The sequence below is a fragment of the Gordonia sp. IEGM753 genome (assembly GCF_050321825.1).
Lineage (GTDB): Bacteria > Pseudomonadota > Gammaproteobacteria > Pseudomonadales > Pseudomonadaceae > Aquipseudomonas.
Genome location: NZ_JBNQGB010000001.1, coordinates 685,371 through 701,567, shown reverse-complemented (window position 1 = coordinate 701,567; position 16,197 = coordinate 685,371). Strand labels below are relative to the sequence as shown.

15 protein-coding genes are annotated in these 16,197 nt (G+C 57.6%); all 15 read right to left on the bottom strand.

The genetic code is table 11. The features are described 5' to 3' along the window. Positions 1-11 precede the first annotated feature (11 nt). Complete coding sequence (locus tag ACQR3R_RS03215) at positions 12-887, bottom strand: SMP-30/gluconolactonase/LRE family protein (protein ID WP_428270557.1); 876 nt, start codon at positions 885-887, stop codon at positions 12-14. A gap of 72 nt (positions 888-959) precedes the next feature. Beyond that, entirely contained in the window at positions 960-1,451 is a 492-nt protein-coding gene (locus ACQR3R_RS03210) for a VOC family protein (RefSeq protein ID WP_428270556.1), read from the bottom strand. Between the two features lie 19 nt (positions 1,452-1,470). After that, entirely contained in the window at positions 1,471-1,827 is a 357-nt protein-coding gene (locus tag ACQR3R_RS03205) for a DUF4286 family protein (protein ID WP_428270555.1), read from the bottom strand. Between the two features lie 125 nt (positions 1,828-1,952). Continuing rightward, complete coding sequence (locus ACQR3R_RS03200) at positions 1,953-2,477, bottom strand: nuclear transport factor 2 family protein (protein ID WP_428270554.1); 525 nt, start codon at positions 2,475-2,477, stop codon at positions 1,953-1,955. 68 nt (positions 2,478-2,545) lie between these two features. Then, the gene (locus ACQR3R_RS03195) at positions 2,546-3,019 is read right to left on the bottom strand and encodes a VOC family protein (protein ID WP_428270553.1); all 474 of its coding nucleotides are present in this window, start codon (positions 3,017-3,019) and stop codon (positions 2,546-2,548) included. Between the two features lie 96 nt (positions 3,020-3,115). Continuing rightward, on the bottom strand, positions 3,116-4,456 hold the full coding sequence (locus ACQR3R_RS03190) for an MFS transporter (RefSeq protein ID WP_428270552.1): 1,341 nt from the start codon (positions 4,454-4,456) through the stop codon (positions 3,116-3,118). Next, positions 4,453-6,939: an MMPL family transporter gene (locus ACQR3R_RS03185; protein WP_428270551.1), complete on the bottom strand. Its 2,487-nt coding sequence runs from the start codon at positions 6,937-6,939 to the stop codon at positions 4,453-4,455. The genes ACQR3R_RS03190 and ACQR3R_RS03185 overlap by 4 nt, the downstream gene beginning before the upstream one ends. 51 nt (positions 6,940-6,990) lie before the next feature. Then, entirely contained in the window at positions 6,991-8,103 is a 1,113-nt protein-coding gene (locus ACQR3R_RS03180; protein WP_428270550.1) for a YCF48-related protein, read from the bottom strand. 44 nt (positions 8,104-8,147) lie between these two features. Next, positions 8,148-9,515 (bottom strand): DUF1329 domain-containing protein, encoded by a 1,368-nt coding sequence (locus ACQR3R_RS03175; protein ID WP_428270549.1) that lies wholly within the window; start codon positions 9,513-9,515, stop codon positions 8,148-8,150. An 11-nt stretch (positions 9,516-9,526) separates the two neighbouring features. Next, complete coding sequence (locus tag ACQR3R_RS03170; RefSeq protein ID WP_428270548.1) at positions 9,527-11,236, bottom strand: DUF1302 family protein; 1,710 nt, start codon at positions 11,234-11,236, stop codon at positions 9,527-9,529. Between the two features lie 394 nt (positions 11,237-11,630). Continuing rightward, a complete protein-coding gene (locus tag ACQR3R_RS03165) occupies positions 11,631-12,521 on the bottom strand; it encodes a LysR substrate-binding domain-containing protein (protein WP_428270547.1) in 891 nt (296 codons plus the stop codon). A 16-nt stretch (positions 12,522-12,537) separates the two neighbouring features. After that, complete coding sequence (locus ACQR3R_RS03160) at positions 12,538-13,152, bottom strand: glutathione S-transferase N-terminal domain-containing protein (protein WP_428270546.1); 615 nt, start codon at positions 13,150-13,152, stop codon at positions 12,538-12,540. A 42-nt stretch (positions 13,153-13,194) separates the two neighbouring features. Beyond that, positions 13,195-14,127, bottom strand: a complete 933-nt coding sequence (locus ACQR3R_RS03155) for a fumarylacetoacetate hydrolase family protein (protein ID WP_428270545.1) — start codon at positions 14,125-14,127, stop codon at positions 13,195-13,197. Next, entirely contained in the window at positions 14,124-15,086 is a 963-nt protein-coding gene (locus ACQR3R_RS03150; protein ID WP_428270544.1) for a flavin reductase, read from the bottom strand. Before ACQR3R_RS03150 ends, ACQR3R_RS03155 begins: the two co-directional genes overlap by 4 nt. A gap of 72 nt (positions 15,087-15,158) precedes the next feature. Beyond that, on the bottom strand, positions 15,159-16,178 hold the full coding sequence (locus tag ACQR3R_RS03145; RefSeq protein WP_428270543.1) for a VOC family protein: 1,020 nt from the start codon (positions 16,176-16,178) through the stop codon (positions 15,159-15,161). Positions 16,179-16,197 lie beyond the last annotated feature (19 nt).

Sequence of the window (16,197 nt, the reverse complement as noted above, 5' to 3'; positions counted from 1 at the left end):
CGAGGCCAGGGTCAGCCACCAAAGCGAGGTTCGGGCAGACCTTTCACGCCAAGGCCACGAATGGCGAAAAGACTGCCGCGCATCACGTTGTCGCCGGGATAGCGAGGCAACGGAGGCCTGGTCATGGACGTGACAAAAAGGGTGTCCATGTCTGGCCCGCCAAAGTTGACGCTCGTGACCTTCTTCACCGGCATGTCGATGACTCGATCCAGGCTGCCGTCAGGCGCGAAGCGGCACAGCTTGCCCGCATAGACTTGGGCGTTCCAAAGAAATCCTTCGGCATCGACGGTGGAGCCGTCGGTCGCTGTCGTTGGCGTGAAACCAGCCTTGGTGAAGGTGCGACGGTTGGCGATGGTTCCGGTTTCGAGGTCGTAATCGTAGGCCCAGATTTCACCGGAGAAGGTGTCCGAGAAGTAGAACGTCGACCCGTCCGGACTCCAGCACGGCCCGTTGGAGATCGCGAACCCTGCATCAAGCGTGTGCACCGACAGGTCGGGATCGACGCGAAACAGCGTGCCGTCGGCAAAGCCCTCTCGGGTGTCCATGCTGCCAACGATAAACCGCCCGCGCGCATCCACCTTGCCATCGTTCAGCCGGTTGTGAGGTTTGTCCGGCTCCGGGTTAACGATCAGTTGCGTATCGCCCGTGTTGAGGTCGAGGAAGTGAAACCCCGACCCCAACGCAACGATTGCACCTCCATCGCGACGCAACGCCATGGAGCCGATCGTGTCGGGCATGTCCCACGAGCGAACCTCACGACCGTCAGCGGTGCAGCGAAAGACGCGACAGCCGACAACGTCGATCCAGTACAAGCGCTGCTCTTGCACGTCCCATAGAGGACCCTCACCGAGGGTCGTCTTTACATCAACCAGAACATCGATCTGCATGTTATCTCCTGGATTCCATTGAACTGGATGTGGGCGATCCGACGCTGAACCGCAGTCTCGAAAAAACGTTGCTCAGGCTTTTGGCGGTTCGGCAATGGTGATAAAAACGCCGTAGGGATCTTTGAAGCTGAACCAGGTCATCGTCAGGTTTCCACCAAGCTTGCGGATAATGATGTCCTTGGGCTCACAAACGACTTCTACACCTTCAAACACGCGAATCTTTTCAAAGGCCTCTTGGGTGCTTTCAACCAGCAAGGCCAAGCGGGTAATCCCCACCTGGTTCATCAATTCATAAGGACCATCACCGACAATGGTGGAAGGATGGGTGTACTCAATCAGGTTGATTTCAGTGGCGTGCTTGGGGTCTGCGCCTGCCGTCAAAATGTGGTGCGCATAAATACTGATTTCTTCTTGATCAAAGCCCAACAGCGGACCGTCGGCTTCGTCAGTCCTTGTTTCAAATGTAGAAACAAAGCCAAGCACATCACGGTAAAACGTGAGGGCCTGATCTACGTTTGGCACGGTGATGCAAACATGCAGGAGTTTCTTAACTAATGCGCTCATAGCGGTGTACCTTGGTTAATTAAACATTCCAGGCGTTGGTGAGGTTGTAACGAGTAGCCCATTGAACGTCATAGACCTTTTCGCCCCAGGTCTTGGTTTTGTCATCGCCCGCTTCAATGCGTACAGGGCTATTCATCCACCCTTCAAACTGGGTCTTATTCTCAAACTCATAAATCGTCAGATACGTTGGGCAAGGTTGAGTCGCCGTACCGACGTGATAGGTTTCTTCAGCTAATTTGAAGCGAGTGACTTTCTTGACAAAGTCTCCCTTCAGCAACATGGGCACGTGAACATCGTCGTACCATGTATTGAATTTAACCTCATCTTCAGCCGGGCAATTAATGCCAACAATCCAGATAACCGCCTGATCGCTCATTATTCAGTTTCCGATATGTAATGTTGTTCTTGTTAATTACGAGAACACTGGAATTTCAGGCAAAAGAACCCGCAGACCACTGCCGTCCGAAAACTGGAAGTGGTCGCAGCGTTACTTTTGATTCTTTACTTTTTGGCGATGGCTTCGAAGTATTTGATTTTCCCTTGCTCGCGATGGCTACGCAGCGTGTGGGTAGTCATCACCGGGTGCTGTTCATAAGCCGGCTCCGGAACATTCGGGTTGCCAGTCCACGAAATCAGCCTGCAAACGCGGCTACTGATACGCCAGCCCTTGTCAGTACGCACCAGTACATCGTCGTACCAGCCACGGCCCACCCAGTCAGGACCGCCCACTGCCGAGTCGCGAGAGAGCAGCCAATCGCCGTAAGTCAGTGCATACGCCGTGTCGCCGTCGACGTGAACACATGAACCCGTCATCGTGTGCATGTGATTGGTCAGGGTTTCGTGGAAGTCCTTGAAGGCGAATTTGAGCGCCCCCACCGACTTCCAGACAGCGCCGGCAGGCCCGAAATCAGCGTGGGCATCTTCGGTAAACACGTCATCCAGCAAGTCCCAGGCGTGACCGTCCAGCGCCACGCCATAGAGATTGATGACTTCGATAATTTCAGATCTGTCTTGTGTCACGCTCATTTAAAACTCTCCAATTTGCCAGAGTAAGAAAAATCACATCCAACTGGCTTTTTGAAACAAGTGACCCGTTACTTGCAGCTTTCAATGACTTCGAGCACGTTGTCAAAGGGGTCTTTGAACGTCAGGATTTTGAATTTCCCGCCGGTTGGAGCGATCACCGTTTGTGGCTCACACAGAAAAACGATATCACCACGTGCCTTGAGCTTCTCATAAATGGCATCCGTGTTGTCGACACCGAAAGCCATACGGTTGATGCCGGCATGGTTCAGCGGCGCGGATGGGTTTTTGCTGACAACGGTTTTTGGCGAGACGAACTCGATCAGATCGATAACGGTCGCGTTTTCCTTGTCTTTGCCAACGAGGTGGTCGGCATGAATTTCAATAATTTGATTAGGAAAACCAAGTATTTCGCCGGGCGCCCTTTCGCCCCTCAGTTTGCCGATAGATTCAAGCCCGAGAACACCACAGTAAAACTCAAGTGCTGCCTCGATATCGGCGACAGTAATGCACACGTGAAACAAACGGTTGATGTAGCGATCCATGGTTTTTCCTTTATTTCAGGTTGGGTGACAAATCAAATGGATGCCCACTAAAAACAGGCAGGCAAATCAGTATTTAATCTACGGAACTAGTTGCTGTTAGTGACTCTGCAAGGGGCGCTCTTTCACCATTAGAAAAGCGAGCATCGCTACCAGGCTCGGCGCGGCCATGCACGCCAGGATGATTGGCACGGTTACGCCTGCCGCAAGCATGAAACCGGCAATAGCAGGGCCGATGATGGGTCCGACCCGGCCGATGGCGTAAATCACGCCCATCGCGGATGAACGAAAGCTCATGGGATAGAGCGACCCGACATAGGGTAATAAAATGCAGGTGGCGCCCATTGCCGTGAACCCGGCAAAGAACATGCAGATCAACGCAGCGACCGGGTCCTGAATAACACCAATCAGTGAAATCGAAATGAACAGAATGGGCATGTAGATGGCGAACACTTTCTTGTAGCCCATCCGGCCGGACATCCATCCGGCCAACGGTGTGGATATAAAGTTGCTGCAAGTAAATACAAGGATGAACGTGACACCGGTTGTTAGCGAATACCCCCGTTGAACCATCAACTGCGCGATCCACGTGGTCAGGGTGACGGAAACCATCATGATGCAGAGCATGCCTGTGCCCAGGAACAGCGTGTTACGCGCATACCCGCCCTGAAACAGGCGCTTCAGAGGCACCTTTGCAGCCGGCGGCTCATTCAGGCTGTAGGCATCGTTGACGGCGGGAACAAACTGCGGATCGGCCTTGACCAGTACCTTGCGAATGCTTTCACTTTTGCCCTTTTTCACCAAAATCGACATCGACTCAGGCAACCACACCTGAGCGATAGGCACCAGTACGATGCAAACAATGGTGCCAAGTAATATCGCCCTCCACCCCAACGTGGACAGCAGTGCGATCGATAGCACCGCAGATAACAGAACGCCCACCGAGATGCCGGTATAGGACACACTGGAGACCATCGCTTTCCACTTGCCCGGCGTGTATTCGAAGACCAGTGCCACGGCAATCGGCACGATGCCGGCCAGGCCAAAACCCGCGATGAAACGGTAGACCGCGAAATCGACGAGTCCCTGAGCCAGGCCACAAGCTGCCGTGAACAGGATGAAGACCGTCATGCCGATGAGCATCATCCGCTTGCGGCCAATGGCATCAGCGGCCACGCCAAAGATAATGGCCCCGCCCACAGCCCCGATGTGCCCAACGCTGGCAAGGATCCCGGCCTCGGCAGGACCCATTTTCATATCGGCCATGATGGCTGGAAGTAGCGTGCCGAAGAGCGCGCTGTCGATGCCGTCGAACACAATCGCAAGAAAGCAGATCACCGCCACTTGCACACTGAACGAACTGAATTGGCCACTTTCAATCACTTGCGTGACGTTGACTTCACGCCTGCCCGCTGCTGAAACGCTGGTTAAATCAGTCATGGCATGCATCTCTCGTACACCGATTTCTCAGTATGAACAGGGGTGATAGGCGCTGATTCTTCAGCCTTGGCTGTGGCAATGACGGTGGTTTCGGTCGTTTCGGCAATTGATCCTTCGCGTGCACCGGGCAGCAGAAAATGCGCCAGTGCCGGTATCAATACCAACGCACCGAGCATATTCCACAAGAACATGAACGCCAGCAGCAGGCCCATGTCAGCCTGGAACTTGATGCTGGAGAAATGCCAGGTCGCGACCGCTGCCGCCAGGGTCACGCCCGTCAGCAACACCACGCGGCCGGTGAACTGCAAAGCGGTGGCGTAGGCCTGTTTCAACGTGGCGCCTGCACGCATACGCCCAAGGGTCACGCTCAGCACGTACAGCGCGTAATCCACCCCGATCCCCACGCCCAGCGCAATCACCGGCAGCGTTGCCACCTTCACCCCCATTCCCAAGGCCACCATCAAGGCTTCGGCCAAAATCGACGTGAGCATCAGCGGCAGCATCGCCACCAGCACTGCCCGCCACGAGCGGAAGGTGATGAAGCACAGCAACGCCACAGCTCCGTAGACCATGAACAACATCTGGTACCAGGCCTTGTGCACCACGATATTGGTGGTAGCGTCGATCCCCGCCGAGCCGGCCGCCAGCAGGAAGGTCGCATCCTTGTCATTGTTTTTCGCGGCGAAGCGCTCGACCAGGTCGACTACTTGCTGCAGGGTCTCGGCGCGGTGGTCACGTAAGTAGGCGTACACCGTCAGCAGGTTGCATTCTTCGTTGTACAGTTCACGCGGCGCCCGAGCGGTGATGGTGTTGAGCATGCTCTGGTTGCTCGACAAGTCGTACCACAAAGGGCTGCCCTCGTTCATTCCCACCATCAGGCGCCGTTGTAACCGCGCAATCGACTGAGTGGACTCCACGCCGGGCAGGTCCATCAGCTCCCATTCGAGTTGATCGACCCGGCGCAACACATCGTATTGGCTGCAGTTGCCTTCGGAGGTCTTGACCATGATGGCGAACAGGTCGTTGCTGGCACCGTAGTTTTTTGTCAGGTAGGTAACGTCGCGGTTGTAACGCGAATCGGCCTGCAGTTCCGGCGCCCCAGGGTCGAGATCACCGACCTTCAACTGAGTGCCGACGGCAATGCCCACCACCGCCAAAACTACCGCCGTGGCGATCGCCAACGTGGCGCGGCGCCCTTCGGTAAAGCGTACCAGCCAGATAAAGAAGGCACTGTTATCCCCCGCTGCGGTGGCCGATTCCCGGCGAACTGCCCGCTCGGCGGCTTTACGGCTCACGCCGACGTAGCTCAAGAGCACGGGCAGCAGAATCAGATTGGAAATCACCAGTACCAGTACGCCCAGGCTGGCGGCGATGGCCAGCTCGCGGATGACCGGGATGTCGATCATCAGCAGCACCGCGAAGCCTACGGCGTCAGCCAACAGTGCAGTCAGGCCGGCCAAAAACAGACGCCTGAAGGTGTAGCGCGCGGCCACATAGCGGTGCGTGCCGCGCCCGATGTCCTGCAGGATGCCGTTCATTTTCTGTGCGCCATGGCTGATACCGATGGCGAAAATCAGAAAGGGAACCAGCATGGTGTAGGGGTTCAGCGAGTACCCCAGTAGCGGCAGCAGGCCCAGTTGCCACAGCACGCCGGTCAACGACGTCATCACCACCAGCGCGGTGCTGATCACGTCGCGGTTGTACAGGAACACCATCGCGGCACAGATGACCAGCGCGATGAAAAAGAACCCGATCACCTCTTGCATGCCATCCATTAGGTCGCCGGACAGCTTGGCAAAACCGGTGATATGAAGGGCTACCACGTCACCGCTGTACTTGGCGCGCAGCTGCTCCAACTGATCGGACAGGGCCGCATAGTCCAGCGGCTTGCCGGAAGCATCGTGCTCCAGCAGCGGTACCTGAATGACGGTGGAGCCGCCGTTGACCGCTACCAATTGCCCAATCTCACCGGAGCGTTGCACATTCATGCGCAGCTCTTCGAGCTTGGCGGCTGAGCCGTCGTAGTAATCAGGGATCACCTGGCCACCGTCCAGGCCATCTTCGGTTACCGCCGTCCAGCGCACATTGGGCGTCCACAACGACTTCATGAACGCACGGTCCACCCCCGGCAACATGAACACGGCGTCGTTGATCTGGCGCAGCGTCTCGATATAGCTCGCGTTGTAGATATCGCCCTTGCGTGCTTCCACCGCGATCCGTAGCGAGTTACCCAGGCCGGTGAGCTCTTTCTTGTGCTCCAGGTAGTTGGTGATGTACGGGTGGTTGGTCGGAATGGTCTTTTCGAAGCTGGCATTGAGCTTCAGGCTCAATGCACTGACGCCAAGCATGATCGTGACCAGCACGCACAACAACAGCACCAGGATGCGGTGGTTGAAAACGGCGCGTTCGAGGCGCGAGCCCGAGCGCGGATCAAAGTCTTCGAGCCGGCAAGCCGCGGTCGAGGTGGGTGTCATAGTGGTCATGTCGTTGGACTCTTGTTATGGCGTGTCGCGGAATCAATCAATTGCATGTCGTCAACCAAGCCTGGCCACTCCGCCCAGGCTGGTGGCCACAAGACCACCGTCTGCGGCTTCGACCAGTGAGGTCAGCGGATCGCGACGCGGCAGCTGCTGCTCGGCAAAGTGAGCACCACCGTCGCGGCTTGAAAGAAGTCGTCCGCCCTGCGCCAGCAGCATCACCTGGCCATCGCGAAGTTCGACGCTGGACAGGATCGTCAATGGCGCCGACAACTCGATCGAGGTAACGGCTGTGCTGCCAGGATCAATGCGGCAAGCAGCCCCCAACAGGCCGGCGAGCACAAAACTGCCATTGCGCGTGGCCGTGGCGGTGAACAAGGTGCGTCCGGAAGGCGAAGACAATGCTTCGAAGCTTTCGCCATTGTCTTGGCTGCGCATCAATACGCCCTGCTCCCCAGCGATCACCCAGGTCTTGTCATGGTGGGCAACCGCGTAGAGGTGCATGCTCATGGAGTTGGGCAGGCGATTACGGCAAGGCGTCCATGTCTTGCCGCCGTCGTCAGTGGTGGCGGCCAGGCCGAATGCGCCCACCACCATCCCGTGCCGGGCATCGGCAAAACAAATCGATAGCAAGGGTTTGTCGGCGCCATCGTCCACCAGACGCCGGGCATCTTGGAGACGACGTTCGCGGTCGGCGTCGGTGTTGGGCAAGCCCAGCGCCTGGGCCAGCGTAGCCTTGGCGAGCGCCACCCCATCCATCTGTACCGACCAATTCTCGCCACCGTCAGAGGTGTGCAGTACCACACCGCTGTGGCCAGCTATCCAACCCTGACGGGCATCGGCGAAGCTCGCCGATGTCAGGGTCACGCTGACCGGCACGCTGGCCTGACGCCAATGCCGTCCACCGTCGTCGGACAGCACGACCAAACCACGCTCGCCCACCGCCACCAGCCGATCGCCAGCCACAACCACTCGCGTCAGCGTTGCGTGCGCTGCCCGATCAGTCAGGGTGGCAGGCTGGTGCAGCGGCCCGGTCATGGCGGCCGAAGCGAACGCCACGGTGGTGGATGCCAAAGTGGGGGCCAACAACACCTGCAAACCCAGGCCAACCCCCACCAGCATCAGCCGCCGACGCGAACCGTCGAAGCCTTCATTGTTATTGTTATTCATACCGGTTATCTCATCAGATTCAGTGTTCAAGCGAGATACAGTGTTTAACGTACGCCTTCTCCAGAAAGCGATTCAGGGGTGAAGATCCGGTCAGGCAACACGGCCTTGAGGTCGACTTGAGTTTCACGAGGGAAGTAAGCAGACGCGAAGTAGCCACCGCCAATCAGGTCGTAGGACATATAGCCTTCCACGATGGTCCCCGGCGCTGCGGGGAACACTGTCGGCAGGTTATAGGTCACCTTCCAGAGTTGCCCTTGAGCGTCCCAACGCTCACCGGCGACAGCGATCCACGTGTCTTCATCAAGGTACACACGCAGACGTGGAATGACGTGGCGCTGGCCCGGTTTCAGCGTGGCTTCCACCACCCATACCCGGTGTTTCTCAAACCGCATGAAGTCAGGGTTCACGGTCTGTGGCGACATGAGCTGGTCGATCGACGTCGCCTGGTGATAGCTGTTGGTGTTGTACGGCACGTACATTTCACGCTTGCCCACCACCTTCCAGTCGTAACGGCCGATGGAGGACGCGTAAACCTCGACCTCGTCGAAGTTCAGAATGCCGCCAGACACCGGGCTGGGAACATCGCAGCAGGTCAGCGGCAGACGGCGAACACGTCGCTGGCCGGTCAGGTACGTCCAGGTTTTGGATTCGATGTCATTAATGTTGACTCGCTGCAGGAGAATCTCACCGGCACGGATGGGTGGGCCGGATGTGTCAACCCGCACGAGCTTTATGTTGGAACCGGCGGCTTGCCATTTTGCAAGGTTGCTGTTCGGGTCGTAGTACGGGAACGAGCTCTTGGCCACGTTCTGCGACACCGGGATTACCTTGCCCTCAGGGGTCACGCGCGCCAGGCTGGGCGTCGTTTGGTAGCTAGGGGTTGTCCATCTCAACAGGTGGTTCCAGATCGCCTCCTCGCCGCTCTTCGGGATGGGGAACGGGGCGCCGCCAAAGGCGTCCTTGGGAAAAGGGCCGAGCTTGCCACTTGGGTCCAACGTCGCACGGGTGGCATTGGCGAAGGTGTTGTCATACACCCATTGCGGCGCCGCGGCAGTGCGTCGGGTCTGGAATACCTGAACGTTAAAGCTCGGGAACCGCTTCAACAGGCCCATCGTGCCTTCAGTCAGTTGATCTTTGTACTGTTCTGCATTCTGTCCCGTGATGGTCAGCAGAGGCTTGTCCTTGCCAAACAGGTCGGGAATCGCCGCCGAAGTTTTCGAGGCATCGACCGGGTAGCCGCCCTCCCAGGGCGGAATGGAGCCGTCCTTGTTGCCGGCACGCTCTGCACCCATCGGGGTCAGTGTGGTCTTGAGTTTGGCCGCTTCATCAGCCGTAACAGCGGCCTGCACCATCGGCGCCGCGAAGGCGGCGCACGCCAAGGCCAGCAAGGTCATGCGATTGAATATGGTCATGTCATTTTCCCTTAGAAGGTGCGACGCAGCGACACTGAGACGAAATCACGATCTTTCAAGGTCTGAGCGAAGGTGTACGTGCCGTTGACGCTGGGATCGAGGGACGCATACGTGGCCGTGTTTTCGCCGCCGTAGTAGTGGGTATAAGCCATCGAGAAATCCCACACGGTCAGGTAGTTGCCTGCCAGGGTGAAGGTCATGTCCCCGCCATTGTTCGGCCCCATGATCACCACAGGCGACTTGCCGTGGTTGTAGCCCACGGTGAAGGATGGCGTAAGGTCCAAACCGTCCATCACGTTGCGCTGCGGTAGGGCATACAAGGCGCGCACCGCTGTGGCACGTCGATCCAGTCCTGGGTCCATCGCACCGCAGTTACTGGTGCAACTGGTCAGCTGGTTGTAGGCCACTTCCATGCTGAGCGCAGGCTCGTCGGACAGGAAGTTACGCGGCATGCTCCAGATCATCGACACGTTGGCGTGGGCCGAGTTGCCGATGGCATAGAACGCATGATTGTTGTTGTCCGCCTCGGCAGTTCCAACCGCTTGCGGCAGGCTGGTCAGCGGCGTGTCGCGACGCACAGAGAGTTCGCCGGCGAAGTTGACCGTGTCCACGGTCGTGGTGGCGCTGACGCCAAACGCCTTGATGTCCTCTGGATAAACCCATTGGTACGTTCCGAACCCCGCACCAGTGATGCCGGTAAGCTGTGCTCGCGAATAAAGCACAGGTGTCTTGGCGTGGTAACGGATCCCGTAGACGCCAAACTCCCAGTCGCCCAGTTGAGTGCGCAAGCCAAGACCAAACTGCCCTTGATCGCTGGCTTTAAGATCCTGCTTGCGCGACAAACCAACACCTGGCACACCGGGCGCGAAGCGGATGCGCTCGCCACCGTCGCCGATGAAGTCGTTGACCGAGAAGTAGCTCCCGGCTGCGGGCAGGCGGGTCGACTCCCAATCGTATTGGTAGTAACCCATCAGGGTCAGCGCTGGTGAAAACTGGATTTGGCCCGAGAACTGGCCCACCGGCCTGATGATTTCCTTGGTGGTCGATCCTGGTACCGAAGACGCCTTGACCGCGTCCACCGGAGACTGAGTCCCAGCAATGGCGTTGGCGCCGAAGAACAGACTCTCGCCCCAGAGCACCGTGTGCCGACCGAGACGACCGCTTACGCGGGCGGTGCCGACGTCCGCGCCACCAAAAACGAAGGCGTCGAGAATCTCGGCCTGACGACCGTGCAGATCGCGAGTGTCATGGGTGAATTCGTTGTACGGCACCGACAACGAGTTGTTGGTCGCACGAGAGTCGTTTTCATTTTTCTGGTTGTAGACATCGTCATACCAGGCTGCGCCGCTCACACGCAGGCCGAAATCGTCACGAAAAACCAGGTCCATTTCGGACAGTAAATCGAGACGATTGGAGATGAGTCTGCCGCTCTTGAAGTTACGGTCGCCGTCATCGCCGTTAAGCGCCGAGGGGCCGGATCCGCTACCCGCAGTGGCAGGCACGTTCTTGGTGAGCGTGTCGTCCTGGCCTTTGACACGCATGCCGGCTGAGTACTTGAACGTATTATCCCAGCGCAGTTTGATGTCTGGATTTCCGACATCGATCGGCGCGGCCAACGAGTAACCCGCAGTCATCAGACTGGTGGCTACTACTACGGATCGAAGGCTTTGGCGGTATAAAACGTTTGGCGAATCTGCAAATCTTATTTTTATTATTTGCATCACTATTACCTAAAGAGATGGTGTTAGGTATTAACTCCGATTGCTGCTGCGCATCAGTGTTGGCCCGAGTATATGCAGCCCCTTTTCGGCATGAACAATGATAAAACCCGCTGCACCGCAGCCAGAAATCTGATGGTTCAGTCAGGGCGCAGGTTCTTCAGGGGAACGCGCAAACGCCCACGGCCGCGAACACCGCAAAGGCGCGCAGATCAGGGGAAAAGGCACTGGGAAACTGATGGGAAAATGCAACGTGGCGAGGTACTCGCTCCCGCCGGTCTGCGCAGCAGACCCTAAACCTGCAGGCGCGATATTCCAGAAAAACCGCGTTAGCTGACTTTACGACTGCTTCGCAGCCGAACGGGAGCGAGCGCCCTCGTCATAGATCTATTTCACGTTATCGGGTGTGGTCGGACGCCAGGTGCATGGCCATTTTGTCGAATAGCAGCTTTACCCGCGTCAGCTCCAGGCGTGCAGTCGGCACCATGATTTTTACCCAGCGTTCTACCAACGAGAATTGCTCAAGCACAGGCACAAGTTGCCCGGCCTGCAGGGCATCGGCAACAACCGGCAGTGCCAGCTGAACAATCCCATGGCCATCGCGGGCGGCGGCGCACAAATAGCCTTCATCATTGGTGATAAGCACAGGGCGCACGTCCACTTCTATGCGCCCCTCTGGCGAGTTGAACCCCCAGATCGAACCGGCTATGGAGAACGTGAGACAGGGGTGCTGGATCAGATCACGCGGGTGCAGCGGCACGTCACACCGGGAAAGATACGCCGGGGCCGCGCACAGCAGCCGGGGAAAGGGCCGAATGACCTGTTCCACAACATCGGAATAGGCCATTTGATCCATACCGACCGAGATATCAAAGCCCTCCTCCGCTGGATTACCGCCCCGGTCGGACGCGATGACTTCCAGCTGCACCCGCGGATTCTGAGCGCGGTAATGAGTGAACAGATCACCAAGGCCTTGCCGAATAAGAACGGCTGGGGCCTTGATCCTGATTGGGCCTTCGATGCTGCCGGGGCTCAAAATCGCACCGCTGGCCATGTCGCTGTATGCGCGCAGCAGTTGGCGTGCATGCGTAAGGTAGCTATGGCCTGTGTCTGTCAGCGTCAAGCGCCGGGTTGAGCGGTCGAACAAGGTTATTTTGAAATCCCATTCGAGCTCGTCAACCCGCTTCATGATGACTGAAGGCGAGGTATACAAAGTGCGCGCGGCAGCTGAGAAATTACCGCTGTCGGCGGTGACGACGAAAGCCTTCAGCTTCAACAGCATGTCCATTTTGGAGCGCTCAGTCTTAGGAAATGAGTTCAGACTCGACGGCGCGACGAATATCGATTTTCGACCACAGGCGATCATGGTGCGCCTGACAACTTTGACCTAACGATCCGATACCGTTGAGCACACACCAGTGCTCAAGATAAAAAAGCGCAAAATCAGCGATGGTCATTTTCTCGAATAGCCAGTCTTTGCCGTTGATCTGTCGTTCTGCCCGGTCGAGCCCGGCCTGGAATATCTTCAGGCCTTGCGCTTTTACAGCCGCGTGGTCTGATTCGCTCGGCGCGAATTTCTCGGGTCGGCGAGCGCGAGTGTAGCCTTGCATGTGCACGGTAGACACCAAATATTCGAGCATTTCCAACACACGAATCTCACCCTCGATATCCGTCGGGATCAACTCGCGTTCGGGATTCGTGCGGGCCAGATACAGCGCAATGACCGGAAATTCAGTAAGGAGCGATCCGTCATCGCGGATCAGTGCCGGGACTTTACCTTTGGGATTGATGTGCGTGTAAGCCTCGAATTCTGGCGTGCCGGGACGCGCCGCTTTCTCGATCTCGAACGGCTTGCCAATTTCAGCGAGCAAGGCATGTATTCCGATCTGGCAGGCACCGGGTAAAAAATACAATTTCATAAAACACTCCGTGAGTGATGAGGGGAACGGCGACAGCGAGTGCTACACGATGAACGTTTCCAGGACGCCAATACCGTCCACGCCCGCCTCTACCCGGTCGCCGGGCTTGAGGTACCATTCGCGTGGATCTGGCTTGTGGTGCAACGCCACGCCTTCGGGCGTCCCCGTACTGATCAGGTCGCCGGGCACCAGGCCGAACCGCGACCAGAACGCAACCATCTCTGCAAAGCCAAAGATCAGGTCGCGGCAATCGGAATGCTGGCGTAATTGGCCATTGACCTTGAGCCAGAGCACCAGGCCATTGGGATCCGGCACCTCGTCTGCGGTAAGGATGTAAGGGCCGATCGGTCCAAAGCCAGGGAAGTTCTTCCCCAGCATGATCATGCCGTTGTGCATTTCGCGAAGCTGCCATTCACGCGCTGACAGGTCATTGAAGATGGTGTAACCGAAAATGGCGCTGGCGGGATCGATGTCGCTGCGCGCATCGATAGGCTTGCCCAGCACCAGTGCGATCTCGACCTCGTAGTCGAAATCGAGCACGTCGTCCGGCCGCTTCACCTGACTTTTGTGCGGCACCAGCGTGCGCCCGAGCTTGACGAAACCGGTTGGAAAGTCGCTGTGCAGTTTGCTGGCGTTGGTTGCATCGCCCTTCATCGACTCCATCTTGTGCCGCCCAAAGTTACGGCCAGCACAGAACATGGATTTCTCTGGCACAGGCGTCAGCCACTTCACGCAGTTCGGATCATCCATCCAGGCGGGATCCTGGCGATCCGCTGCCCACATGAGCAATTCGCGAGTAGCGTCCATCGCCGACAAGCCGCCCTCGATCAGCTCCATCACCGAGGTCGGCGTGCCCGAGCCACTCCGGTCAACGGCAGCCTTGGCGACATCAACCAGTCGTTCCACGCCCGACACGGAAGTGACAATGCCGAGCCGCTCGTGCCCTGTAGCAGATTGGTAGCGTGCGATTTTCATGCGTCGAGCCTGGCCAGCAGGTGTTTCAACAATTGCACTTCGCTCGGGTCCAGACTGCCTTGAACATCAGCCTCGCTCGACTTGCGTATCGCGATAAGCTCAAGAACTGCAAGACGACCTTCGGGCGTCAACCTGACAGTCACTTGTCCATCGCCTGAATCGACCTCGTGCAGCAGCCCACGCACGATGAGTTTCTGAACGATGGCAGCGGAAATCCCCTTGCCGCGAACTTTTTCGCTGCGGGCAACGATCTCGGGCACACACAACCCGTCCTCACGGCCAATGATGCTCAACACCGCATATTCTTCTGCGGTCCAGCGATTGGATTCAAGCTTTTCAATCACCGATTGCCGGGTCTGGAAGTAGGCATTCGAGACCTGGTACAGCAAATCATCGGATGACAAATTACTGAATTCATCATCCGAGCTAACGGTTTGCCTGGGCAGCAACATGCCATATCGCCCACCGTGGAACACCAGTGGCTTGCGCGCAGAATGGCTGAAATCGACAATCTCGCCGACGAAGATGACGTGATCTCCGCCTTCGTATTGATAAGCCAGTTTGCAGGCGAAACGGGCCATGCAGTCTGGCAACAACGGCACGCCGTCCGGACCGCGATCCAGCGCAAGCCCCTCGAACCGGTCAATGCCCTTGCTCGCAAAGCGCGACGACAGCGCCTCCTGATCGGCAGACAGGATATGCACCGCGAAATGCCCGCTGTTGCGAAAAGCGTCCATATTCAAGGAGCTCCGCGCCAGGCTCCAGAGCACCATCGGTGGGTCGAGTGACACGGAGGAAAAGCTGTTCGCGGTCAAACCGATGTCCACGCCGCCCGGACCGCTGGTGGTGACAATCGTCACGCCGGTGGCGAATGAGCCGAAGGCGTCTCGCAGTGCACGGCCATCGAAGCTCGCAGTGGCGTTGGCAGGTTCTGGTTGGGTTGATGTCTGCGTAGTCATTCTGAATACCTCCAATCTCTTGATCGATACCGCCCCGCTGCACAGGGGCCGCCGAGACGGCCCGCCGCAACATTACTTGGCAGCTCTGGCGCGTGCTTTGTCCGCCAGGTAGGTCTCAAGCGTCACCAACGGACCTCGCTCGTGGTCCAGCGCCTTCGTCGCAACACCACTGAACGCAGTGGTCTCGTTGAACCAGCATTCCTGGGGTGGCAGGCCCCAGCGCAGTGACAAGCCAGGCTTGCGCACATCCCATGCCACAGGTTCGACCTCGATATCGATCAGCAGATAGTGATCGCAGAACAACTCCACCCGATGCCCATCAGGATCGCGCAAGTAAACGAACAGCACGCCCGCCGGTCCGTGTCGGCCAGGCCCGCGTTCGACGATATCGCCCATGCCCAGATTGCCGGCGATATCGCAGGCGCGCAGGATGCTGTGCGAATCGGAAACGGTGTAGGCAAAGTGATGCAAACGCGGTCCCGGATTTTCCAGAAAAACGATGTCCTGGGTGCCGGGCTTGCGGAACATGAATGTCGCAATCAACTTCTCATCAAGCGCCATGTATTCCGAAATGCGAAAGCCCATCTCCGCATAGAAATCGGTCTGTTCCTGCACATTCGGAACCTGGATCTGGTAGTGATCGAAGCGCATGGCAGCGCCGCCCTTGAAGTCCTGAAACTGCGTGTACACACGGGGCGTCGTGCTCATGGTGGCGCAGAGCTGCACAGGTGTCCCTGCCGGGTCATTGACCAGCAGCGTGCGCCCTTGATGTGGCACTTCTATCCAGCGTGCCGGGAGGCCTTTGGACGTGTAAAAGTGCGCCGCCTTGTCCAGCTCTTCTTCGGTGTAAACCCGAAAGCCAATGGCTTCGGCTGAATGCTCGCCGTTGTGGCGCTTGATCACCAGGCTGTGGTGGCACACCTCTTCCAGACCACGGAAATACAGGGTGTCGGCATCGCGTTCGGTCAAGACCAGGCCAATGACCTGTTCGTAGAAATCGCGACTGGCTTCCAGGTCGCGCGAAGTGATGACGGCGTGGCTCGAGCGGGTGATATTGAACGGTGGGTAGTAGACCGGTTTTGGCAGTGGCATGGTGAGTCTCCTGGTGTCT